The 23,706-nt window shown below is 57.7% G+C and carries 24 protein-coding genes and 1 tRNA gene; 17 read left to right on the top strand and 8 right to left on the bottom strand.

Annotated features, from left to right (window positions below; translation table 11 throughout):
• From hmpA to CQ009_RS15315, 8 genes are all read left to right on the top strand, one after another.
• Complete coding sequence (gene hmpA / locus CQ009_RS15360) at nt 1-1,182, top strand: NO-inducible flavohemoprotein (protein ID WP_105707230.1); 1,182 nt, start codon at nt 1-3, stop codon at nt 1,180-1,182.
• Between the two features lie 255 nt (nt 1,183-1,437).
• Entirely contained in the window at nt 1,438-1,947 is a 510-nt protein-coding gene (locus CQ009_RS15355; protein WP_064392125.1) for a disulfide bond formation protein B, read from the top strand.
• Nucleotides 1,948-2,789: 842 nt separating this feature from the next.
• Entirely contained in the window at nt 2,790-3,731 is a 942-nt protein-coding gene (gene cyoA, locus CQ009_RS15345) for a ubiquinol oxidase subunit II (protein WP_007916947.1), read from the top strand.
• Between the two features lie 3 nt (nt 3,732-3,734).
• Nucleotides 3,735-5,765: a cytochrome o ubiquinol oxidase subunit I gene (gene cyoB, locus CQ009_RS15340; RefSeq protein ID WP_064392123.1), complete on the top strand. Its 2,031-nt coding sequence runs from the start codon at nt 3,735-3,737 to the stop codon at nt 5,763-5,765.
• A gap of 3 nt (nt 5,766-5,768) precedes the next feature.
• Nucleotides 5,769-6,392, top strand: a complete 624-nt coding sequence (gene cyoC, locus CQ009_RS15335) for a cytochrome o ubiquinol oxidase subunit III (protein ID WP_016985612.1) — start codon at nt 5,769-5,771, stop codon at nt 6,390-6,392.
• Nucleotides 6,392-6,727 (top strand): cytochrome o ubiquinol oxidase subunit IV, encoded by a 336-nt coding sequence (gene cyoD / locus CQ009_RS15330; protein WP_007916940.1) that lies wholly within the window; start codon nt 6,392-6,394, stop codon nt 6,725-6,727. The genes cyoC and cyoD overlap by 1 nt, the downstream gene beginning before the upstream one ends.
• A gap of 10 nt (nt 6,728-6,737) precedes the next feature.
• A complete protein-coding gene (gene cyoE, locus CQ009_RS15325) occupies nt 6,738-7,625 on the top strand; it encodes a heme o synthase (RefSeq protein ID WP_053123579.1) in 888 nt (295 codons plus the stop codon).
• Between the two features lie 406 nt (nt 7,626-8,031).
• Nucleotides 8,032-8,523: a RidA family protein gene (locus CQ009_RS15315; RefSeq protein ID WP_007916938.1), complete on the top strand. Its 492-nt coding sequence runs from the start codon at nt 8,032-8,034 to the stop codon at nt 8,521-8,523.
• A 289-nt stretch (nt 8,524-8,812) separates the two neighbouring features.
• Here the strand turns inward: CQ009_RS15315 and CQ009_RS15310 are convergent, their stop codons facing one another.
• From CQ009_RS15310 to CQ009_RS15300, 3 genes are all read right to left on the bottom strand, one after another.
• Complete coding sequence (locus CQ009_RS15310) at nt 8,813-9,514, bottom strand: hypothetical protein (protein WP_007949995.1); 702 nt, start codon at nt 9,512-9,514, stop codon at nt 8,813-8,815.
• Between the two features lie 134 nt (nt 9,515-9,648).
• Nucleotides 9,649-10,053 (bottom strand): GNAT family N-acetyltransferase, encoded by a 405-nt coding sequence (locus CQ009_RS15305; protein WP_105707228.1) that lies wholly within the window; start codon nt 10,051-10,053, stop codon nt 9,649-9,651.
• A gap of 55 nt (nt 10,054-10,108) precedes the next feature.
• Nucleotides 10,109-11,014 carry a LysR family transcriptional regulator gene (locus CQ009_RS15300; RefSeq protein ID WP_105707226.1) on the bottom strand — a complete coding sequence of 302 codons (906 nt, stop codon included), beginning with the start codon at nt 11,012-11,014 and terminating at the stop codon, nt 10,109-10,111.
• Between the two features lie 100 nt (nt 11,015-11,114).
• On the opposite strand from CQ009_RS15300, the gene CQ009_RS15295 reads away from it, so the two are divergent.
• A complete protein-coding gene (locus CQ009_RS15295) occupies nt 11,115-12,287 on the top strand; it encodes an aspartate aminotransferase family protein (protein WP_105707224.1) in 1,173 nt (390 codons plus the stop codon).
• A 117-nt stretch (nt 12,288-12,404) separates the two neighbouring features.
• Here CQ009_RS15295 and CQ009_RS15285 read toward each other — a convergent pair whose 3' ends face one another.
• The 3 genes from CQ009_RS15285 to CQ009_RS15275 all read right to left on the bottom strand — a co-directional run bounded on the left by CQ009_RS15285 (nt 12,405) and on the right by CQ009_RS15275 (nt 15,638).
• Nucleotides 12,405-14,336, bottom strand: a complete 1,932-nt coding sequence (locus CQ009_RS15285) for an alkaline phosphatase D family protein (protein WP_105707221.1) — start codon at nt 14,334-14,336, stop codon at nt 12,405-12,407.
• A 57-nt stretch (nt 14,337-14,393) separates the two neighbouring features.
• Nucleotides 14,394-15,173, bottom strand: coding sequence for a hypothetical protein (locus CQ009_RS15280; protein ID WP_105707219.1), 780 nt, complete (start codon nt 15,171-15,173; stop codon nt 14,394-14,396).
• Nucleotides 15,174-15,272: 99 nt separating this feature from the next.
• On the bottom strand, nt 15,273-15,638 hold the full coding sequence (locus CQ009_RS15275) for a hypothetical protein (RefSeq protein WP_105707217.1): 366 nt from the start codon (nt 15,636-15,638) through the stop codon (nt 15,273-15,275).
• A gap of 119 nt (nt 15,639-15,757) precedes the next feature.
• On the opposite strand from CQ009_RS15275, the gene CQ009_RS15270 reads away from it, so the two are divergent.
• Complete coding sequence (locus CQ009_RS15270; protein WP_064392113.1) at nt 15,758-16,513, top strand: hypothetical protein; 756 nt, start codon at nt 15,758-15,760, stop codon at nt 16,511-16,513.
• A 36-nt stretch (nt 16,514-16,549) separates the two neighbouring features.
• Entirely contained in the window at nt 16,550-16,918 is a 369-nt protein-coding gene (locus CQ009_RS15265) for a PH domain-containing protein (RefSeq protein ID WP_064392111.1), read from the top strand.
• 12 nt (nt 16,919-16,930) lie between these two features.
• Here the strand turns inward: CQ009_RS15265 and CQ009_RS15260 are convergent, their stop codons facing one another.
• Entirely contained in the window at nt 16,931-17,260 is a 330-nt protein-coding gene (locus tag CQ009_RS15260) for a hypothetical protein (protein WP_064392109.1), read from the bottom strand.
• Nucleotides 17,261-17,395: 135 nt separating this feature from the next.
• Nucleotides 17,396-17,480: transfer RNA gene (locus CQ009_RS15255), tRNA-Leu, on the bottom strand.
• Between the two features lie 107 nt (nt 17,481-17,587).
• Here CQ009_RS15255 and queA point away from each other — a divergent pair.
• The 6 genes from queA to CQ009_RS15225 all read left to right on the top strand — a co-directional run bounded on the left by queA (nt 17,588) and on the right by CQ009_RS15225 (nt 23,691).
• Nucleotides 17,588-18,652, top strand: coding sequence for a tRNA preQ1(34) S-adenosylmethionine ribosyltransferase-isomerase QueA (gene queA / locus CQ009_RS15250; protein WP_105707215.1), 1,065 nt, complete (start codon nt 17,588-17,590; stop codon nt 18,650-18,652).
• A 14-nt stretch (nt 18,653-18,666) separates the two neighbouring features.
• Complete coding sequence (tgt, locus tag CQ009_RS15245) at nt 18,667-19,782, top strand: tRNA guanosine(34) transglycosylase Tgt (RefSeq protein WP_161806670.1); 1,116 nt, start codon at nt 18,667-18,669, stop codon at nt 19,780-19,782.
• A gap of 43 nt (nt 19,783-19,825) precedes the next feature.
• Complete coding sequence (yajC, locus tag CQ009_RS15240; protein WP_007916913.1) at nt 19,826-20,164, top strand: preprotein translocase subunit YajC; 339 nt, start codon at nt 19,826-19,828, stop codon at nt 20,162-20,164.
• Nucleotides 20,165-20,228: 64 nt separating this feature from the next.
• Nucleotides 20,229-22,097 (top strand): protein translocase subunit SecD, encoded by a 1,869-nt coding sequence (gene secD, locus CQ009_RS15235; RefSeq protein ID WP_064392080.1) that lies wholly within the window; start codon nt 20,229-20,231, stop codon nt 22,095-22,097.
• 9 nt (nt 22,098-22,106) lie between these two features.
• Nucleotides 22,107-23,021 (top strand): protein translocase subunit SecF, encoded by a 915-nt coding sequence (gene secF / locus CQ009_RS15230; protein ID WP_064392078.1) that lies wholly within the window; start codon nt 22,107-22,109, stop codon nt 23,019-23,021.
• Nucleotides 23,022-23,142: 121 nt separating this feature from the next.
• Nucleotides 23,143-23,691 (top strand): glycine zipper 2TM domain-containing protein, encoded by a 549-nt coding sequence (locus CQ009_RS15225; RefSeq protein ID WP_064392076.1) that lies wholly within the window; start codon nt 23,143-23,145, stop codon nt 23,689-23,691.
• Nucleotides 23,692-23,706: the final 15 nt, after the last annotated feature.

Raw genomic sequence — 23,706 nt, 5'->3', positions numbered from 1 at the left:
ATGCTTAGCGTCCAGGATCGTGCCATCGTCAAATCCACCGTGCCTCTGCTGGAGAGCGGCGGTGAAGCGCTGATCACGCACTTCTACCGCATGATGCTCTCTGAATACCCTGAGGTGCGCCCGCTTTTCAACCAAGCGCACCAGGCCAGCGGCGACCAGCCCCGTGCCCTGGCCAACGGTGTATTGATGTACGCCCGCCACATTGATCAACTCGACCAGTTGGGCGATCTGGTAGCGAAAATCATCAACAAGCACGTCGCTCTGCAGATCCTCCCGGAGCACTACCCGATTGTCGGTGCCTGCCTGCTGCGCGCCATTTCCGAAGTGCTCGGCGAAGAGATCGCCACCCCGGAAGTGATGAGCGCTTGGGGGGCGGCCTACGGCCAATTGGCGGACATTCTGATCGGCGCCGAAACCGCGATCTACGACCAGAAAGAACAAGCCGTCGGCGGCTGGCGCGGAGCGCGCGAATTCATCGTCGCGGCCAAGGTCGAGGAGAGCGCGGAAATCATCTCCTTCTACTTTGAACCTGCCGACAAGGGCCCGATTCTGGCAGCCGAACCGGGTCAGTACATCGGCATGAAGCTGATCCTCGATGGCGAAGAAATCCGCCGTAACTACTCGCTGTCGGCGCTGGCCAATAAAGGTCAGTACCGCATCAGCGTCAAGCGTGAACCGGGTGGTCGCGCATCGAACCATTTGCACGATCAACTGCATGTCGGCGCGAGCATTCAGCTATTTCCACCGTCGGGCGAGTTTACTTTGACGGCCAGCGACAAACCGCTGGTGTTGATCAGCGGCGGCGTCGGCATCACCCCGACGCTGGCGATGCTCGAAGCGGCGCTGGAAACCGAGCGCCCGGTGCACTTCATTCATTGCGCGCGCAATGGCAGCGTCCATGCGTTCCGCGATTGGGTCGATGGTCTGGCGGCGCGTCATCCGCAACTCAAGCGTTTCTACTGCTACGCCGAAGACGATGGCGTCAGCCCGGCGGCGGACAAGGTGGGCCTGCTGAGTCTGGAGCAGTTGGGCGAATGGCTGCCGGAGCAGCGTGATGTCGATGCGTATTTCCTTGGCCCGAAAGGGTTCATGGGGGCGATCAAGCGTCATCTGAAAGCCTTGGGTGTGCCGGAGAAGCAGAGTCGTTACGAGTTCTTCGGGCCGGCTTCGGCTCTGGAGTAATCCTTAAGACCGAGTCGCCTTCATCGCGAGCAGGCTCACTCCTACAGGCGCAGTGGCGTACATGAGAATGGTGTACGACACAGATCCCTTGTAGGAGTGAGCCTGCTCGCGATGGCCGTTACACCATTCTGATTCGCAAAATATCCCTACAACTTAATGGTTCCTTAACTGCTTTATCGTTTATTCCCCCGGTGTAGACTTGCGACAACTTTCAGCCGCGAGCCGGTTGAACCATGGACATATAAGGGAAACGCGATGAGCGAGGAAACGATTCGACTGGGACGTGAGCGGCGCTTTCTGGTGCTGCTGGGCATCATCTGCCTGGCACTGATCGGCGGTGCGCTGTACATGCAGATCGTGCTCGGCGAAGCACCATGCCCGCTGTGCATCCTGCAGCGTTATGCATTGCTGCTGATCGCATTGTTCGCCTTTATCGGCGCGGCCATGCGCACCCGCCGCAACATCACCGTGTTCGAAGTCCTGGTAGTGATTTGCGCGATTGCCGGCGCCGCTGTGGCCGGCCATCACGTGTACACCCAGTTCTATCCGGCAGTGAGTTGTGGCATCGATGTGCTGCAGCCAATTGTCGACGACTTGCCGCTGGCGAAGATCTTCCCGCTGGGCTTTCAGGTCGACGGTTTCTGCTCGACACCGTATCCGCCGATTCTCGGTCTGTCGTTGGCGCAATGGGCGCTGCTGGCGTTCGTGCTGGTGGTGATTCTGGTGCCGCTGCTGACCTTGCGTAACCGAAAAGCACTGCGCTGAATCAACTAATCGGCAGTCTGGCCGATACAGAAAACGCCTCGATTTGCGTATCAGCATATCGGGGCGTTTTGCATTTCAGAGTGTTTGTGAAAACACCGTGACGGACGGCAAGTGAGGGTGTGGCAGATGTGCGACATGTTGTCACACGCGCCGTGTCGCAGCGCTCTTCAGTGACACGGAATCGGTCGTTGTTACAAAAAAGGATTGGTCTGTTTCGAGGTTTTTCGGCTTTAGCACGAGAGTGCCAGAGCAGGCAGTTTTAACAAGCGCTGGCATATGGCCAAAAGCCTTGGGTTGTCGGGGCTTGCGCTGTTCGAGGCTTCGGAAAAAGCCCTCAGAGCTGTCTGAACTGAGGCGGGTACACCTACAATTTTTGGTGTTTTTGTTGAGAATCGATTTCGATAACATGCGGAACTTTTGCAAAAATGGCGATGGATTGTTGCTCGAACGGATAAAAATTATTTCGGGATAAGACATGGTGTATAGGGCGCTACCTATCTACAATCGCCCGCACTGAATTCCCGGCACTGTTCAGCCTTTATTAAGGAACGCTTTTTATTAAGGCGCTGCGCAGAAAGTCGGGTGTCGAGTGAGTCGAAAGGCTTCCAAGACACCCAGGTGTCGGTGCCTTCCAACTTTCCGCACCAAATGGAATTGGTCTGTAACAAGGCCTTTGACCACGAATTCGAATAAGAACTGACCGCTGTCCCAGGTTTTGTCGAGCGTCTGACGCGCGACGGGCGGCCCTTATTCAATCCAAAGAAAATGCCAACCCTTGGCAGGGTGAAGTGTTGGCGATCAAAACCCAACTGCATTGCGCAAGCTGCTTTAGAGGTCGTGAGATGAGTAAAAACAGGTACCCCAGATTACTAGGCCTAGTGCCGCTGCTCGGCACGTTGTTGCTGGGAGGCTGCAACATGACCTTGCTCAATCCAACGGGCCAGGTCGGCCTGGAACAGCGCAACCTGATCATCACCGCCACGCTGCTGATGCTGTTGGTTGTTGTGCCGGTTATCGTCATGACCTTCCTGTTCGCCTGGAAGTACCGCGCGTCGAACAAGAACGCCGTCTACACCCCGAAATGGTCGCACTCGACCAAAATCGAAGTGGCAGTCTGGACCATCCCGGTCCTGATCATCATTGCCCTGGGTTACATCACCTACATTTCGACCCACGAACTGGACCCGTATCGTCCGATTCAATCCGACGTCAAGCCTGTGACCATCGAAGTGGTCGCGCTGGACTGGAAGTGGCTGTTCATCTACCCGGAACAAGGCATTGCCACGGTCAACAAGATCGTGTTCCCGGCGCACACGCCAATCAACTTCAAGATCACCTCTGACGCTGTGATGAACTCGTTCTTCATCCCGGGTCTGGGCGGCCAGATCTACGCGATGGCGGGCATGCAGACCAAGCTGCACCTGATCGCTGACCGTAACGCTGAAATGGACGGTATCTCCGCCAACTACAGCGGCGCGGGTTTCACCGGCATGAAGTTCAAAGCTATCTCCACCACTCAGGAAGATTTCGACGCCTGGGTAAGTGAAGTCAAGAAGTCACCTAAACAGCTTGATCAAGCTGAATACGCGGCCCTTGCCAAACCGAGCCAGAACAACCCAGTCGAGCTCTACTCCTCGGTCACGCCGAACCAGTTCCAGATCATCGTCGACAAGTACGAAGGTATGAAGCCGGGCAAGCCGCTGAAGCACGAGAAGAAAGAGAAAGAAGTGGCGGCCACGGAAATTGACTCGAGTTCGCATTCAGCTGCCGGGGCAGAGGAGTAAACGATGTTTGGTAAATTAAGTTGGGAAGCAGTCCCATTCCACGAGCCGATCGTGATGGTGACCATCGCCATGATCGCCCTCGGTGGTCTGGCGCTGTTCGCTGCAATCACCTACTTCAAGAAGTGGACGTACTTGTGGACCGAGTGGTTGACCTCGGTCGACCACAAGAAAATCGGCGTGATGTACATCATCGTTGCCATGGTCATGCTGCTGCGCGGTTTTGCCGACGCCATCATGATGCGTACCCAGTTGGCCATGGCCACCGAGGGTTCGCCTGGCTACCTGCCACCTGAACACTATGACCAGATCTTCACCGCTCACGGTGTGATCATGATCATCTTCATGGCGATGCCATTCTTCACCGGCCTGATGAACCTTGCAGTGCCGCTGCAGATCGGCGCGCGTGACGTTGCGTTCCCGTTCCTGAACTCCCTGAGCTTCTGGCTGCTGGTATCCGGCGTAGTACTGATCAACCTGTCCCTGGGCGTCGGCGAATTCGCCAAGACCGGTTGGGTTGCCTATCCACCATTGTCGGGTCTGCAGTACAGCCCTGGCGTGGGTATGGACTACTACATCTGGGCGCTACAGCTATCCGGGTTAGGTACGACGCTGACGGGGGTTAACTTCCTCGCGACCGTACTGAAAATGCGTACCCCTGGCATGAAATTGATGGACATGCCGATCTTCACCTGGACCTGCACCTGGGCAAACGTTCTGATCGTGGCTTCGTTCCCGATCCTGACCGCTACCCTGGCACTGCTGACCCTTGACCGTTACATGGATTTCCACATTTTCACCAATGAACTTGGTGGCAATCCAATGATGTACGTCAACCTGTTCTGGGCGTGGGGCCACCCTGAGGTTTACATCCTGATCCTGCCGGCATTCGGCATCTTCTCGGAAGTGATCTCGGCCTTCACCGGCAAGAAACTGTTCGGCCACCACTCGATGATCTACGCCTCGGGCGCGATCTCGGTACTGGGCTTCATGGTTTGGCTGCACCACTTCTTCACCATGGGTTCGGGTGCCAGCGTCAACGCCTTCTTCGGTCTGGCGACGATGCTGATTTCCATCCCGACGGGTGTGAAGCTATTCAACTGGCTGTTCACCATCTACCAGGGCCGTCTGCGCTTCACCAGCCAGGTTCTGTGGACTCTGGGCTTCATGGTGACCTTCGCCATCGGCGGCATGACCGGCGTACTGCTGGCCATTCCGGGTGCTGACTTCGTTCTGCACAACAGCCTGTTCGTGATCGCGCACTTCCACAACGTGATCATCGGCGGTGCGGTATTCGGTTACATCGCTGGTTTCGCGTTCTACTTCCCGAAAGCGTTCGGCTTCAAGCTGCACGAAGGCTGGGGTAAAGCAGCGTTCTGGTTCTGGATCTCGGGCTTCTTCGTCGCGTTCATGCCGCTCTATGCACTGGGCTTCATGGGCATGACCCGTCGTCTGAACGCCACCACCAACCCTGAGTGGGTACCGTACCTGTACGTTGCCATGTTCGGTGCGGTGATGATCGCTGTGGGTATCGCCTGCCAGCTGATCCAGCTCTATGTGAGCGTGCGTGACCGTAACAAGCCAGAGAACGTTTGCGATCACGGTGACCCGTGGAATGCACACACCCTGGAATGGTCGACCTCGTCGCCACCGCCGTTCTACAACTTTGCCGTGCTGCCTAAGGCTGACTGCATCGACCCGTTCACTGAAGCCAAGGAAAACGGTACTGCGTACCAGCAACCGGCCAAGTACGAGCCGATCCACATGCCGAACAACACCGCCACTGGCGTGGTGATGGGCGCACTGTTGACCGTCTTCGGTTTCGCGATGATCTGGCACATCTGGTGGTTGGCGATCGCCAGCCTGGCCGGCACCATCATCTACTTCGTGATCCACGCTGCACGTGACGACCAGGGCTATATGGTTCCGGTTGAAACGATCGAGCGTATCGAAGCCGAGCAGCACAAGCGTCTGGTTGCGGCAGGGAAAATCCCGGCCGGTGCCACCCGTGTTGAAACCTCGTTGGAACAGGCTTAAACCATGTCGAACTTAGTGACCAATGTTGGACACGCCCATGGTGACCATGGGCACGATGACCATCACCACGACTCGGGCGAGATGACCGTATACGGTTTCTGGCTCTACCTGATGACCGACTGCATTCTGTTTGCGTCGATCTTCGCGGTGTACGCAGTACTGGTAAACAACGTAGCCGGTGGCCCAGCGGGCCACGACATCTTCGAACTGCCATACGTGCTGGGCGAAACCGCTCTGCTGTTGTTCAGTTCGATCACCTACGGCTTCGCCATGCTGGCGTTGTTCAAAGGCAAGAAGCAGCAGGTTCTGGGCTGGTTGTTCATGACCTTCCTGCTGGGCGCAGGCTTTATCGCCATGGAGATCAACGAGTTCCACCTGCTGATCTCCGAGGGCTTCGGTCCTAGCCGTTCGGGCTTCCTGTCCGCGTTCTTCACCCTGGTCGGTACCCACGGTCTGCACGTATCTGCGGGTCTGATCTGGATGGGCATCATGATGTACCAGGTCAACAAGCACGGCCTGACGGCGACCAACAAGACCCGTCTGAGCTGCCTGAGCCTGTTCTGGCACTTCCTGGACGTGGTGTGGATCTGCGTATTCACCGTTGTTTACCTGATGGGGACTCTGTAATGGCTAATGCACACTCCCATGACAGCCATGATGCTGGCCACGGCAGCGTAAAGTCGTACGCCATTGGCTTCATCCTGTCGGTGATCCTGACCGTGATTCCTTTCGGTCTGGTGATGTACCCGAGCCTGCCGAAAGCCACCACGCTGGCAATCGTTCTGCTGTTCGCAGTGATTCAGGTGATCGTTCACCTGTATTACTTCCTGCACCTGGACCGTTCCATTGCTCAGCGTAACAACGTGATCGCATTCGTCTTCACGGCGATCGTGATCGTGCTGCTGGTTGGCCTGTCGCTGTGGATCATGTTCAGCATCCACACGTACATGATGGCGAAGTGAGGTAGACCCGATGTCGCTCAAGCACTTTATCCAAATCACCAAACCGGGGATCATTTTCGGTAACGTGCTTTCTGTGGCAGGCGGGTTCTTCCTGGCCTCGAAAGGGCATGTCGATCTGGCGGTGTTTCTGGCTGCCATGATCGGTACATCCCTGGTTGTCGCCTCCGGTTGCGTGTTCAACAACTGCATCGACCGCGACATCGACCTGAAGATGGAACGCACCAAGAACCGGGTGCTGGTGCAGGGCTTGATCTCCCTGAAACTGGCCCTGGTCTACGCGACCATCCTTGGTGTTCTCGGCGTTGCTTTGTTGTACAAGGTGGCCAACCCGTTGGCCGCTTTGTTCGCGGTGATCGGCTTCGTTATCTACGTCGGCTTCTACAGCCTGTACCTCAAGCGCAAGTCGGTTCACGGCACGCTGGTGGGCAGTCTGTCGGGCGCCATGCCGCCAGTGATCGGTTACGTTGCCGTCACCAACAGCTTCGACATGGCCGCGCTGACGTTGCTGGTGATGTTCAGTCTGTGGCAGATGCCGCATTCCTACGCCATCGCGATCTTCCGCTTCAATGATTACCTGGCCGCATCGATTCCGGTGTTGCCAGTGAAGCGCGGGATTCAAGTGGCGAAGAAGCACATCCTGCTCTACATCCTGGCGTTCCTCGTGGCGACCTTGATGCTGACCTTCAGCGGTTACGCCGGCATGAGCTACCTCGCCGTCGCCGCGGCCATGGGCATGTACTGGTTGTACATGGCCTGGACCGGCTACAAAGCGGTGGATGACACGGTCTGGGCACGCAAGCTGTTCGTGTTCTCGATCTTCACCATCACTGCGTTGAGCGTCATGATGTCCCTGGACTTCAAGGTGCCCGCAGAGCTGCTGCTGACGTACGCGCCGTAAGGTTTAAAGGCTGGACGAAAAACCCCGCACATTGAGAGATGTGCGGGGTTTTTTGTTGGGTGCTATTTAAGGTTGAGCGTGTCTTTGGGAAACGACTGTCTGCTTATAGAGAGATCTCCTACCTTCAGAAAACTTTTCATTAGTTAGGATCCCAGAGGCTATTTTCTAATGGGACAGGTTTGGATGAAAAAGCGCGATCTGTTTGCTGAGTTAATGCAGGGCGTCGCAGAGATGGCGGCTCACCGTGAAAATGTGGCGAAGGATGCCTTAGCGGCCGGTTGCTATCACTTCGTGAAACACCTAGATTTGGATCCAACTATGCCGATGACCTGCCACAAATCGAATCTCCGGCAATCATCGGTCTTAACCTGCGGTTCTTCATGCACTGATCATAAGGCTGGGCGAAATGACTGAGAGGATGACCTGCGACGAGCGTTTTATTGCCCTGGCCCAAGAGCTGAACTACGACATCTATGGTGAGAACACCGCCGGCGGCAATTACGCGCCGCTGATCCGTCATCATGATGAGCTGTACATCAGCGGTATGGTGCCGCGCACTAATGGCAAGATTCAGTACCCGGGTCGCGTCGGACTGGAGCTGACCCTCAAGGATGCGCAAGCCGCCGCGAGCATCAGTGCAATGCGTTGCCTGGCGCTGATCGTCGATGCGGTGGGTTCACTGGACAAGATCAAGGCGTTGTTGCGGGTGACGGTGTATGTGAAGTCGACGCCGGACTTCGTTGACCTGAGTGAAGTGGCCAACGGTGCCTCGGACGTGTTCAGTCATGTGCTCGGCGATGCCGGCCGGCACACGCGCACCACAGTCGGTGTTTATCAGTTGCCGAAGAATGCGGCGATTGAGGTGGACATGATTGTAGCGTTGCATCCTTCGGCTTGAGGGTGACTTCACGGCTTGCCCTCACCCTAACCCTCTCCCGGAGGGAGAGGGGACTGACCGAGGTTTCTTGCGCTATACATCGACCTGAGAGGCCGAGGCGATTGTGGATTCGGCACCGCACTTTCATTTCGGTGCATCTCTTGAATATCTCACGATCGGCTCCCTCTCCCTCGGGAGAGGGCAGGGGTGAGGGGCGAGGATTTTCGCCTCCTCACGAATCCCCAGCCGAAAACCAAAAAGCCCCGCACTGAATCCCAGCGCGGGGCTTTTTCGTACAGCGGCTGCGCTATTACTGCGCGGCGATGCTATAGCCATCGAACGCAGTCTGCTGTTGCAGCGCGGTGATGATGTTCTTGCGGTTTACCGCCTGCTCGGTGCCAGCGTTGTCGACGAAGACTTCGCTTTCCAGTTCCGCTTCTTCGCCTTCACCGACGAAGGTGAAACCGAGGAACTCCAGCGCTGCACGGTCAACGTTCAGGCGCGAGCGTGGCGTGCGCAGTGGCAGGGTCACACTGATGCCGTCCTTGCTGATGGTGAAGATTTCGACTTCTTTCTTCTTCGCAGCCTTGCTCTTGCCGCCGCTCGGGTTGCTGATCGCCTGATGGGTCTGGTTCAGCACTTTCAGCGCGAGGCCGTAAACGATTTCCTGGAACGCCGGATCGTCCTTGAAGCTGGACAGGATGCGGCCGATCGAGAACTTGCTGCTGAGGTCTTCAAGGGCGGCGAGGTCGGCGGCTTCGGCGTCTTTCAGCGCCTTGAGTTCGCCCATCAGTTCGTAGGCCTTGTCATCATCGAAGCTGTCGTGAGCCTGACGGATCGCCGCGCGCAACTCGCGGATCTGGTCGCTTTCGCGGGTCGACTGGAACGCGTCCAGGACCATCTCGCTGATGATTTTGGCTTGTGGCAGGTGTTGTGAAAGATTGATGGAGTTTTCGTATTCCGCTTTGGACGATTCGGTGACTACGGATTCAGCGGTGTTGAAATCGGACATTGAAATTTCACTACTTTTTAACTTGAGTGGAGATGAGAAAACCCAAGGGCTTTTTCAGGCCGACTAATTTAGGGGAGCGCGGCGGCGTTGTCACGGAGCAACGGTCTGCCGGTCGAGTTTTTTCCCGCAGAGGGTTATTTCCGGCGCGGCCGTTCCATGGCAATCACCGAGGTCTCAAAACCCAGGCTGGCGAAAAAAGCCTCTGCGCCTTCGCGCCCGGCACGCAGCACCCACGTGATATCCGGGTTGTCGCCCATGATGTGCTCGACCAGTGCGCGGCCAATCCCCTCTCGCCGATGCTGGTCATCGACCACCACCATCGACAGGTAACCGTTGGACAAACCATCGCTGATTCCGCGGGCGAATCCGATGATCTGCTCACCCTCGACGGCGACGGCGGTGCGCTGAGAGTTCTTGATCAGCAGGGCGAAGTGTTCAGCTGAGCCGGTGCGATGGCCCCAGCCATGCTCCCCGAGAAACTGCCGCACCGATTGCGTTTCGGCGGGCAGCAAATCACGTACGTTGAGAGTGTTGTTCATCTGCTGTTCGGGTCCTTGTCAGCGATTTTTCATGGAAGGGTGGAGCCGCGCAGCCTCAGGATTTCCCCCACGTCTGCATCGCAAACTCCACGAACCGGCGCAATTTTGGCAAGCGATAGCGATCTGGCGCGTAGAGCAGATGCATCGGTCGGCTGGGTGGCTGGAAGTCGGCGATCACCTTCACCAGTCGGCCTTCACGCAGGTCTTGTTCCACCAGCGCATCCGGCAGCATCACGATGCCCATGCCGGTGCGTGCCGCCTGATGCAGCCCGGCGGAGCTGTTGATCAGCATAGGCCCGCTGACGTCGACCATGATTTCCCCGTCGGGGCCGCCGAGGCGCCAGCGTTTTTCCACCGATTGCCAGTCGTCGCCGGCGGGATAGGCGAACGACAGGCAGTCGTGTTGTTGCAAGTCTTCCGGGGTTTTCGGCATGCCGCGCCGGGCGACGTATTGCGGCGAGGCGCACACGGTCAGGGTGTAGTCGATCAAGGGCCGGGCGATCAGGTTGGACTGGTCGAAATTGCCCAGCCGAAACGCCACATCGAGGCCGCTTTCCAGTAGATCGGGACGGCTGTTGGTCAGGATCACATCGAGTTTGACCTGGGGGTACAACAGGGAAAACTCACTGAGCGCCGGCGCCAGCCGTTCGACGCCGAACGTCAGCGGCGCGGTGAGGCGCAGCATGCCCCGCGGTTGATCGAGGGTCTGCTCGGCGAGACGTTCGGAATCGGCGACCAACCCCAACACTTCCAGACAGCGCTGGTAGTAAACGCTGCCGAATTCAGTGAGGCGTTGACGTCGAGTGGTGCGCTGCAGCAGTTGCACACCGAGCCGTTGTTCCAGCGCGCGCAGATGATTGCCAACCATGGTCGTCGACATGTCGCACTGCAACGCGGCCGCCGTCATGCTCCCGGCTTCGACGACTTTGACGTACACGCTCATCGACTGGAACAGGTCCATTATCAAGCTCAGCTTTTAAATGAATGAAGTTTTGCCGAGTTTATCCAGTTTCGCTGGCTAACCATACTGCCAGCACACCGACCTGCTGGAGTTTCAAGTCATGACCGCCGCCTTGATGAACACCTACCAACCACTGGCCTTGAGCTTCACCAAAGGCCTGGGCACTCGCCTGTGGGATCAGGCCGGCCGCGAGTATCTGGATGCGGTGGCCGGTGTCGCGGTGACCAATGTCGGCCACTCGCATCCGCGGATCGTTTCGGCGATCAGCGAGCAGGCCGGGTTGCTGCTGCACACATCGAATCTGTACAGCATCGACTGGCAGCAACAATTGGCCAAACGGCTGACCGAGCTGTCGGGCATGGAGCGGGCGTTCTTCAATAACTCCGGTGCTGAGGCCAATGAAACGGCATTGAAACTGGCGCGTTTGTACGGTTGGCGCAAGGGCATCGAACAGCCGCTGGTGGTGGTCATGGCCAACGCGTTCCACGGCCGCACACTCGGCACCTTGTCGGCCAGTGATGGTCCGGCGGTGCGCCTGGGTTTCAACGAATTGCCGGGGGATTTCCTCAAAGTGCCGTTCGGTGATCTCGCTGCGCTGGAACAGGTGCAGCAAAAGCACGGCGAGCGCATCGTCGCGATTCTGGTCGAGCCAATCCAGGGCGAAAGCGGTGTGCAGCTCGCGCCGCCCGGTTACCTGAAAGCGCTACGCGAACTGTGCAATCGCCATGCGTGGTTATTGATGCTTGATGAAATCCAGACCGGCATCGGCCGCACCGGGCGCTGGTTCGCGTTTCAACATGAAGGCATTGTCCCGGACGTCATGACCCTGGCAAAAGGATTGGGCAACGGCGTGCCGATCGGCGCGTGCCTCGCCCGGGGCAGAGCGGCAGATCTGTTTACGCCCGGGAGCCATGGCAGCACCTTCGGCGGCAATCCGCTGGCGTGTCGGGTCGCTTGCACGGTGCTGGACATCATCGAAGAACAGGGCCTGCTGGAAAACGCCCGGATTCAGGGGCAACGGCTGTTGACTCGTCTGCGTGCAGAGCTGGCGAACAATCCCAATGTGCTGGCGATTCGCGGGCAGGGCTTGATGATCGGTATCGAGCTGAAACAACCGGTGCGTGATCTGACCCTGATCGCCGCGCGGGATCATGGACTGTTGATCAACGTCACGCGTGGCAAGACGATACGGCTGCTGCCACCGCTGACGATTGATGAGCGGGAGGTGGAGATGATTGTCAGAGGAATTGGACGGATTGTTTCCGCGAGTTAATGGATATCCGATAACCCTGTGGGAGCGAGCTTGCTCGCGAAGGCGTCGTCACAGTCGACATTAATGTTGAATGCTCGACCGCATTCGCGAGCAAGCTCGCTCCCACACGGGAAGCCTCTAGTCCGGATAATCCGCCAGATCCGGCGCCAGCATCCGTGTCTTCGCCTTGCCATTCGAATTGTGCTGAATAATCTCCCGCGGCTGCCCCTGTTCATTGAAAAACACCTGACCGATCCCCGCCGAATTCCATAAGCGTTCACCTGCCTCAGCATGTTCCGGCGTGTACGGCACGATGCGCATGCGTCGGCGTTTGGTGAACCAGTTCAGCGGGGAGCGTGGCGAGTAGAGCCAGCGGTTGAGGCGGTCGAACCATTCCAGCAGGCTTTTCGGAAACTCGTTCTTGATGCCGCTGCTGGTGATCTGCCAGATTCGCGGACCGGCCTTACGGTGGCGGATAAGCACTTCGTAGACGAAGGAATAATGCACATCGCCGGACAGCACCACGTAGTTACCCGGTGTGCGCGAGTGGCGGAAAATGTTCAGGATCACCTGCGCCGCACCGCGATGGGCCATCCAGTTTTCCGCGTCGACCAGCAGCGGGTAACCGCACCAACTGAAGACCTTTTGCACCGTTTCGATCAGCTTCACGCCGAAGATCGGTGCCGGGGAAACGATGATCGCTGACGGGTGATCGAGCAGTTCCTGTTGCAGCTCGCTCAACGCCTCCCAATCGAGCAGGCCCGAGGGTTGCTTGAGCGCCATCTCACTGCGCCAGCGCCGGGTGCGCGTGTCGATGACCACGAGCGCCGGGCTGCTCGGCAGGACGAAATGCCATTGTTGAAAGCGCAGCAAATCATCGATCAGAGCATCCTGCACCGGGCTGTCGAGATATTGGTCATCACCGCTGGCGCTTAGCCCCTGGGTTTTCTCCAAGACATCCTTGAAGGCATCGGGATTATTGCCCCAGCCCTGACACAACATATACGCGATCAACGCATTACCGATGATGCGCTTGGAGAACGGATGACCGTAGGCCGTTTCCTCCCATTGCGCAGACAGGTTCCAGTCATCGGTGATGTCGTGATCGTCGAAAATCATCAGGCTCGGCAGATGCGCCAGCGCGCGGGCGACCTTGTCCAATCCAGTCTTGAAGGCATCAATGCGAGTCTGTTCGAGGGTGTAACGCTTGAAGCGTTCGGGCGTCAGTTCAGGAGCTTGCGGATTGATCAGCGACCAAGCCGTCGGCGACCACACCAACAAGTACATTGCCATGACTTCGGCGAAGGTCACCAAGTGATTGTCAGCGCTGCTGCTGGTGAAAATCGGCTTACGCGCACCACCGAAAAATCGCTCGCGCAATGTCTCGTTGCTTTCCAGCGCCGGTAACAAATCCGCACGGTGGTAGTAACTGGCCGGGTGTTTGTAGAGCTTGGCGCTATCGCTGACCACGGCGCCTTCGAGGTGTTCATCGAACAGGCCGAGTCGTTCGATCAAGGCATGAATTGCGCGCAACATCGGACCGGCAACATCGTCGGCGTAGACCTGATCACCGCTCATCATGAGCAGGGCGGGGCGTTGTTGCGGGTCGGTTTCCGTCGCTAACAGTTGATCGACGCAGAGCAGACCGTCCACCGCCGGGTGATGGGGTTTGCGGCAGGAGCCATGTAGCAATTGGTCGATTCGCGAACGTATGACGAAGTTCGGGCAGCGGGCATCGCCGTAAAGTAAGTGCGGCGCCCAATCGGCAATTCCGCTTGCCGTCTCATCAATCAGCAAGTCGTAATCGACCCGCGTGTCGCAGGGTAGCGGGGTAGTTAATGCAACATCGATCAAATGCACGAAAGCATGCTGGCCCACCGCGATGGTCGTACAGTTGCCATCGTCCAGCGGTATATCGGCGACATCTTGCAGACGCAGCGTCAGCGAAAGCTTGCGGCTTGCGACCAGCCACATCACCAGGCGTGCCGGTTCCAGTCGCCGCAGCAAAGGGCCCGCCAGTATTGCAGGCAGTGAGGCGGGGGAATCAGGCGATAGCGCGGAAGCAGGCATCCGGTGTCAGGACTCTAAGTGCAGGTCGGCGATCATAGCGCAGGCAGCAAACGGCGTTCAGCGAGATGTTTGCGTGAGGCTCAAATCCACCAGGTTCCACTGGGTATCGCCATCTGCGCCCGCGACTGCTTGCATGGAGCAGCTGTAGTTGTAGACGACCGTCGCGGCCAACATGTTGTCTGCCGAGATAACCGCGGTGACTTTATAAATCTGGTCGTTCTGGCGGCTAGCTTTGAAGGCCGGGCCAATCACACGCTCTGTGGAGGGGAAACGCAGAGCGTGCTGTAACGCCGGAATGCACATGACAACGGCCATGTAGGATCGGTCAGCGTCTGCTCCATCACCAGCAGCCTGGCGTTTGGCATTGATGACGGCGCGATCGGTCTCGTTGAAATCGTTGACGATAAGGTTTTCGGATAAGGTTTTTCGTGACCGGCCACGGTAATCAGGAAGCAATGCAGATTCCGGCGGTTCAGACTTTTGTGTCGTGGCATTCGGCGCGGCAGAAGCGGCTGTGGCGACCGCTGCTTGCGCAGGTGCCGGCGGCGACACCGCTTCGGCCACTGCAACGGCCGGCTCTGCCGGCGCGATGACCTGTGTTTCAGCGGAGGGCATGAGTTGTTGGGATGTCTGCGCTGTTGTCTCGACGGTTTCGGCAGATTTCTTGTCGGGAAACAACGACAGCGAAATGGAAAGCACCACCATGGCCACAATCACACCGCCCGCCACGCCGACAATGTTGCCGAAGAACAGATTCCAGTTGCCGCGGTTCTTCACCACCCAGCGCCACATGAAACCCCAGGTAGCGACAAAAACCACTAAATGCAGAAAATCCATTCGATCCTTTCCTTAAACCTTCTAAACCTGAAACCAACGCATGTTCGAGGTGAACGCTGATGATGGGCAGCACGATAGCAAAACAGATGCACCGTCCGATCAAGTGTTGGGGAAATAATTCACCGCCAGAAACATCAAGGTGATCATGCCGGCAGTGAAGCCACACACCGCGCCCAGCAACTGACGTGCAATCGGATGTTCGGGTTGGCGGCGATTGGCGACCCACATCCACACGCCCGCGAGGACACCGGCGCTGGCCATGAAAACCACCAGGCTGCGATCCAGGTTGGTCGTCGCCATCGAGGTGCCAATGAGCCCGCCGTAAATCAGTGTGAAGACAATGCCAGTCACCACGCTACTGCCGGCGCCGGCAAGGTTGGCGAGTAACAGATTCCACTCGCCGCGTTGCTTCACCACCCACAACCAGGTTCCGCCCATTACCAGCAAGCACAACAAAGCATCCATTGATTTATTCCCGAGCGCCCGTTAACAGAAGCGCTTGATACGCCTCCATCGAAAGTGGACGGCAAGATAGCAAAATAGTAGCTTCGCGCCACCTTCTTCCACTGCGTAACGGACTACACATGCCTACCGTTTCTTCTGTCTCGCGCCTGCTCAGCGCTTTCCTCCTCGCCACCGTTATGACCCCGGCGCTTGCCGGCTGGGATGAAACCCCGGAGGTCGCCTGGAAAGGATACCTCGCCGATTGTCAGAGTTTTCAGGACGTAGTGAACAGAGTCCAAAGCGGGGCCATGACGAGCAGGCAAGCGATGAACCGCGTCGACAGCTTGAATCACACTCTTTACGTCCATCGCGATCACCTTGCCCCGGCAAGCCTTGCCTCTCCCGAATATGCCCGTTGCGAAACCGTCATTGCCCAAGCGTTCGAGATCCGCAACAAGGAGGAGCCGGTCCTGGTCGCCGAGCTTCAAGAGCAATACTACAAGGATCAGGCCGAGCACCAGAAATCCCCGGAATACAAGCGCGCCCGTGCTCTGGGCTTTAGCGACGTCGGCGGAATCGGCAAGCTCAAAGAACTCGCCGAGGAATCGGAAACGGATGGCGAAGCGTATCTGAAGACGTTGATGATTAAGGTCGACTGGAAATGCGGCCGGCATTTCCGCGCGGTGCAATACGTCAAACCCTATGTGGTCTACTTCGTCGGCCCCAATGCGGGCAGCTGCGCCGTCTACAGGGAAGTCGCGGTGCTGGGTGGACCAATGGTAGAGCGGGGCGACCCCATCGACGAGAACTTGATATTCCAGTACGTAGGATGGAAGACGCTGAAGGGAGCGGGTGGGTTTCCGATCAAGATTCGAGTGGTGAAAGTGCGCAAGTGATTTGCCGGGTTTTTTATTCAACCAGAGGATGGACAGATGATCGACTTCAACAACAAAGGCTTCTTCAAACTCAAGCAAAACAATGAATACGCCGAGCGCGTTACCTCCCTCTTGCTGGAAGGTGAAGAAGTGATCGACGCCTACAAGGCCATGCGCGATGGCGTGGTGTTTACCAACAAACGCATCATCGCAGTCAACGTTCAGGGCATTACCGGCAGCAAGAAGGATTTCACGTCCTTGCCATACAAAAACATCGTCGCGTACTCCGTGGAAACCTCGGGAACGTTCGATCTGGACTCAGAGCTGGAGATCTACTTTTCGTCGCTGGGGAAAGTGAAATTCGAATTCTCCGGGAAGACATCGATGGTGGAGATTTCCAAGTACATCTCCAAGCATCTGCTGTAACGGCTCAGCTCATCACAGGATGTCTTTCAAATAACCCTTGAGCGCGAGGAGCGGCTGATCCAGCTGCTCCAGCGAACGCGCTTCGCTGAACTCGGCGGATAATTTGTGCAGCTCGCGTCCGAGCGGTTTCTCGATACCGCCCAAGGCGTCCATCGCTAGGCCAAGGCATTCGTTCATCTTGAACTGAATAGTCTCGACATCCCCACGCCGCACCAATAGTTCGAAAATGTCTTTCTGGTAATCACCCATGACCATGTCGTCCCGCAAAATCGGGCTCAGGCCTTCTTCCTCGTAAGCGAGTTTGAGGGAGAAAAGGGCGACTGTTTCCAGTGACGTTTCCATGGGGGGATCCTTGGGATTTCGGTTGACCAAGAAGCGGTGAATCAAAAGATCGCAGCCTTCGGCAGCTCCTACAACAGCAGGCACTTTCCGGCAGACGAAAAAAAAGGCCTTGCTAAGCAAGACCTTTCTTAATTTTGGTGCCCCGAGGGAGACTCGAACTCCCACTCCTTTCGAAAACGGATTTTGAATCCGCCGCGTCTACCAATTCCGCCATCAGGGCTCAATGGCGGCGAAGTATAGAGATGAGATTACCGTCGGTCAATCAGGTACATAGAGAATTTTCAATATTTCCGCTAGACTTTCCGGCCCTGCTAGACGAACCCCATCATGCGCGTTGCTGACTTTACTTTCGAGCTCCCTGATTCGCTGATCGCCCGCCACCCTTTGGCCGAGCGTCGCGGTAGTCGCCTGCTGACCCTTGACGGGCCGAGCGGCGCCCTTGCACACCGTCAATTCACTGATTTGCTCGAGCATTTGCGCCCGGGCGATTTGATGGTGTTCAACAATACCCGGGTGATTCCGGCGCGGCTGTTCGGGCAGAAAGCGTCCGGCGGCAAGCTGGAAATCCTCGTTGAGAGGGTGCTCGATACGCACCGCGTGCTGGCCCATGTGCGTTCCAGCAAGTCGCCGAAGCCGGGTTCGAAGATCCTTATCGACGGCGGTGGCGAGGCAGAAATGCTCGCGCGTCATGATGCGTTGTTCGAGTTGGGCTTCGCTGAAGAAGTGCTGCCGCTGCTCGACCGCGTCGGGCACATGCCGTTGCCTCCTTATATAGACCGCCCGGACGAAGGCTCGGATCGCGAGCGTTATCAGACCGTGTACGCGGAGAAACTCGGTGCGGTGGCGGCGCCGACGGCGGGGCTGCATTTCGATCAGTCGCTGATGGAAGCGATTGCTGCGAAGGGCGTCGAGACGGCGTTCGTCACGCTGCACGTGGGCGCGGGGACGTTCCAGCCGGTGCGCGTCGAGAAGCTTGAAGATCACCACATGCACACCGAGTGGCTGGAAGTCGGCCAGGATGTAGTCGATGCGGTCGCGGCATGCCGAGCGCGCGGCGGTCGGGTAATTGCTGTCGGCACCACCAGCGTGCGTTCGCTGGAAAGTGCGGCGCGCGATGGCGTGCTCAAGCCGTTCAGTGGCGACACCGATATCTTTATTTTCCCGGGCCGGCCGTTCCATGTGGTCGATGCCCTGGTGACCAATTTCCATTTGCCGGAATCCACGCTGTTGATGCTGGTTTCCGCATTTGCCGGTTATCCGGAAACCATGGCCGCCTACAAGGCTGCCGTGGACAACGGTTACCGCTTTTTCAGCTACGGTGATGCGATGTTCATCACCCGCAATCCCGCACCGACTGCCCCTGAACAATCAGGCCCAGAGGAAACAGAATGAGTCGCGAATGTCGCATGTCCTTTGAGCTCCTTGCCACCGATGGCAAGGCCCGTCGTGGTCGTCTGACCTTCCCGCGTGGCACCGTCGAGACCCCGGCGTTCATGCCGGTGGGCACTTACGGCACGGTCAAGGGCATGTTGCCGCGTGACATCGTCGCCACTGGCGCAGAAATCATTCTGGGCAACACCTTCCACCTGTGGCTGCGTCCTGGCACCCAAGTGATCAAGGAACACGGCGACCTGCACGATTTCATGCAGTGGAAAGGCCCGATCCTGACTGACTCCGGTGGTTTCCAGGTGTTCAGCCTGGGCGCGATGCGCAAGATCAAGGAGGAGGGCGTGACCTTCGCTTCCCCGGTCGACGGCGCCAAAGTGTTCATGGGTCCGGAAGAATCGATGCAGGTGCAGCGCGATCTCGGCTCCGACATCGTGATGATTTTCGACGAATGCACGCCGTACCCGGCTGACGAAGATGTCGCGCGCGTTTCGATGGAATTGTCGCTGCGCTGGGCTCAGCGTTCGAAAAATGCTCACGGTGAAAACTCTGCGGCACTGTTCGGTATCGTGCAGGGTGGCATGCACCAGGATCTGCGCATGCGCTCGCTGGAAGGCCTCGACAAGATCGGCTTCGATGGCCTGGCCATTGGCGGTCTGTCGGTGGGCGAGCCGAAGCACGAGATGATCAAAGTATTGGATTATCTGCCGGGCATGATGCCGGCTGACAAACCTCGTTACCTTATGGGCGTTGGCAAACCGGAAGATCTGGTTGAGGGTGTGCGCCGCGGTGTGGACATGTTCGATTGCGTGATGCCAACCCGTAATGCCCGCAATGGGCATCTGTTCATTGATACAGGCGTGCTGAAGATCCGTAACGCGTTCCATCGCCATGATGAATCGCCGCTGGATCCGACCTGCGATTGCTATACCTGCCAGAACTTCTCGCGCGCTTATCTGCATCATCTGGACAAGTGCGGCGAAATGCTGGGAAGCATGCTCAATACCATCCACAACTTGCGCCATTATCAGGTGCTGATGGCTGGTTTGCGCGAGGCTATTCAACAGGGTACATTGGCCGCCTTTGTCGATGCCTTCTACGCCAAACGCGGACTTCCCGTTCCGCCTTTGGACTGAGTTTTCTGACCCCAAGATTCAACATTTGCAACTGGAGTGCTAAATGAGCTTTTTTATCTCTAACGCCATGGCTGACGCGGCTGCACCGGCTGCTGCCGGCCCTATGGGCGGTGGTTTCGAGTGGATTTTCCTGGTCGGCTTCCTGGTCATTTTCTACCTGATGATCTGGCGTCCACAGGCCAAGCGCGCCAAAGAGCAGAAGAACCTGCTGAGCAGCCTGCAGAAAGGCGACGAAGTTGTGACCACTGGCGGCATCGCCGGCAAGATCACCAAAGTAGCCGATGACTTCGTGGTTCTGGAAGTTTCCGACACCGTCGAAATGAAATTCCAGAAAGGCGCCATCGCCGCCACGCTGCCAAAAGGCACGCTGAAAGCGATCTAAGAGCAACAACTTCTACTCAATCGACGGGGCGCGCAAGGCGCCCCGCGTCATAACGGGCGGCGTGATGCTGAACAAATATCCTCTGTGGAAATACATTCTGATCCTGGCGGTGCTGGCGGTCGGTCTGATTTATTCCGCTCCGAATCTATACCCCGATGACCCGGCCATTCAGATCAGCGGCGCCAGCACGGCTCTGCAGGTCAATCAGGCCGATCTGGATCGCGTAAGCACCGCGCTCAAAGAGTCCGGCATCAACGTCAAGGCAGCCACACTGGCGGCAAATGGCAAGGGCGGTCTGATCCGTCTGAGCAAGGCTGAAGATCAGCTGCCGGCCAAAGACGTAGTGCGCAAGGCGTTGGGTGATGACTACGTCGTCGCGCTGAACCTGGCACAGACCACCCCGCAATGGCTGCGCAATCTGGGCGCGCACCCGATGAAGCTGGGTCTGGACTTGTCCGGTGGTGTGCACTTCCTGCTGGAAGTGGACATGGACAAAGCCCTCGATGCACGCCTGAAAGTCTACGAAGGCGACGTCAAGAGCCTGCTGCGCAAAGAGAAACTGCGTTATCGCAGCCTGCCGCAGCTCAATGGTGCCATCCAGTTGGGCTTCAGCGATGAAGACTCCCGTGAACAGGCCCGTGCGCTGGTCCGCAAGAACTTCAACGATTTCGACATTGTTCCGGCCGACCTCAACGGTCAACCGGTACTGCGTCTGGCGATGACCCCGGCCAAGCTGGCGGAAATCCGTGAATACTCCATCAAGCAGAACTTGACCACGGTACGTAACCGCGTCAACGAGCTGGGTGTTGCCGAACCGATCGTCCAGCGTCAGGGCGCCAACCGCATCGTGGTTGAGCTGCCGGGCGTGCAGGACACTGCCGAAGCCAAGCGTATTCTCGGCAAGACGGCCAACCTTGAGTTCCGTCTGGCTGCAGAGCCGGGTGCTTCGAAAGCCACTTCCGAGACTTTCGAGTTCCGTGAAGGCAATCGTCCTCCTGCGCAGATCGAACGTGGTCTGATCATCACCGGTGACCAGGTGACTGACGCCAAGGCCGGTTTCGGCGAGCACGGCACGCCTGAAGTGAACATCCGTCTGGATGGTCACGGTGGTGAACTGATGAGCCGCGCAACCCGTTCGAACGTTGGTCGCAGCATGGCGGTGATCTTCATCGAACAACGCCCGATCACCACTTACACCAAGCAAGTGGTCGATGGCGTCGAGAAAGACGTGGCGGTGCAAACGTTCAAAGAAGAGAAGAAGATCATCAGCCTGGCGACCATTCAGTCGCCGCTGGGTGCTCAGTTCCGTATCACTGGCCTGAACGGTCAGGGCGAATCGTCCGAACTGGCGCTGCTGCTGCGTGCCGGTGGTCTGGCTGCACCGATGTACTTCGCTGAAGAGCGCACCATCGGCCCGAGCCTGGGTGCTGACAACATCACCAAAGGTATCGATGCGTCGCTGTGGGGCATGCTGTTCGTGTCGCTGTTCATCATCGCCATCTACCGTTTCTTCGGCATCATTGCCACCGTCGCACTGGCGGTGAACATGGTCTTGCTGCTGGCGCTGATGTCGCTGCTGGGTGCCACACTGACCCTGCCGGGTATCGCCGGTATCGTGTTGACCATGGGTATGGCGGTCGACGCCAACGTGCTGATCTTCTCGCGGATCCGTGAAGAGATCGCCGCCGGCATGACCGTGCAGCGTGCAATCAACGAAGGCTTCGGCCGGGCATTCACCGCGATTCTCGACGCCAACCTGACTACCTTGCTGGTCGGCGGGATTCTCTTTGCCATGGGCACCGGCCCGGTCAAAGGTTTCGCGGTGACCATGTCCCTCGGGATCTTTACCTCGATGTTCACGGCCATCATGGTGACCCGCGCAATGGTCAACCTGATCTTTGGCGGACGTGACTTCAAGAAGTTGTGGATTTAAGGGGCTGCCATGTTACGTACAATCAACTTCATGGGCGTTCGCAACTTCGCGTTCGGCGTCACAGTTTTTCTCACGTTGCTGGCTATGTTCAGTGTCGCTACCAAGGGCATGAACTGGGGGCTGGACTTCACCGGCGGTACGCTCATCGAGCTGACCTACGAGCGTCCGGCCGATGTCACCAAAGTGCGTGAGCAACTGGCTACCTCCGGTTATCACGAAGCGATCGTGCAGAACTTCGGTGCAACCACCGATCTGCTGGTGCGCATGCCGGGTGAAGACCCGCAGTTGGGCCATCAAGTAGCGCAAGCTCTGCAGAAAGTCGGTGGCGACAACCCGGCGACGGTCAAGCGTGTCGAGTTCGTCGGCCCGCAGGTCGGTGAAGAGCTGCGCGACCAGGGCGGCCTCGGCATGCTGCTGGCGCTCGGCGGTATCCTGATCTACCTGGCTTTCCGCTTTCAGTGGAAGTTCGCGGTCGGCGCCATCGTTTCGCTGATTCACGACGTGATCGTAACCATCGGTATCCTGTCGTACTTCCAGATCACTTTCGATCTGACCGTGCTGGCGGCGGTGCTGGCGATCATCGGTTACTCGCTGAACGACACCATCGTGGTATTCGACCGGGTTCGTGAGAACTTCCGTGTCCTGCGCAAGGCAACGCTGATCGAGAACATCAATATCTCGACCACCCAGACGTTGTTGCGGACCATGGCGACGTCGATCTCCACTTTGCTGGCGATCGCGGCACTGCTGTTCTTCGGCGGTGACAACCTGTTCGGCTTCTCCATCGCCCTGTTCATCGGTGTTCTGGCGGGTACTTACTCGTCGATCTACATCGCGAACGTGGTGCTGATCTGGCTGAACCTGACCACCGAGGATCTGATTCCTCCGGCCAATACCGAGAAGGAAGTCGACGACCGTCCATAACGGCCATCGCTTCCCCGGCTGTCAGCCCAAGAAAGGCGCGAGTTGAACTCGCGCCTTTTTTTATGCTCCAAGGCTGGGAGAAGCGCGGGCGCGTCCCGCATGTGATGGTCAGGAGGTTCATGTGAACAAGTCGTTACTGGTTGGTGCGGTATTGGGTGCTGTCGGTGTGACTGCCGGGGGTGCTGTTGCCACCTACAGCCTGGTTAAAAGCGGCCCTGAGTATGCGCAAGTGTTGGCCGTTGAGCCGGTTAAAACACAGATCAAGACTCCACGTGAAGTGTGCAAGGACGTGGCAGTGACTCGTCAGGCACCGGTAAAGGATCAACACCAGATTGCCGGTACCGTCGTCGGTGCGCTGGCAGGTGGTTTGCTGGGTAATCAGATTGGCGGCGGCACCGGCAAGAAAATTGCCACGGTAGCCGGTGCGGTCGGTGGCGGTTATGCGGGTAACAAGGTGCAGGAAGGCATGCAAGAGCGTGACACCTACACCACCACGCAGACCCGCTGCAACACGGTCAATGACATCAGTGACAAGGTCGTCGGTTACGACGTACGTTACTCGCTCGATGGCAAGGAAGGCAAAGTGCGGATGGATCGCGATCCGGGCAACCAGATTCCGGTCGACAAGGAAGGCAAGCTGATTCTGTCGCAGAATGAGCCGGCTCAGTAAGAACCGACTGTTTTA

Source organism: Pseudomonas sp. MYb2 (assembly GCF_002979955.1).
GTDB lineage: Bacteria > Pseudomonadota > Gammaproteobacteria > Pseudomonadales > Pseudomonadaceae > Aquipseudomonas.
The sequence above is the reverse complement of the archived record's forward strand: the minus strand, read 5'-3'. Positions and strand labels throughout refer to the sequence as shown.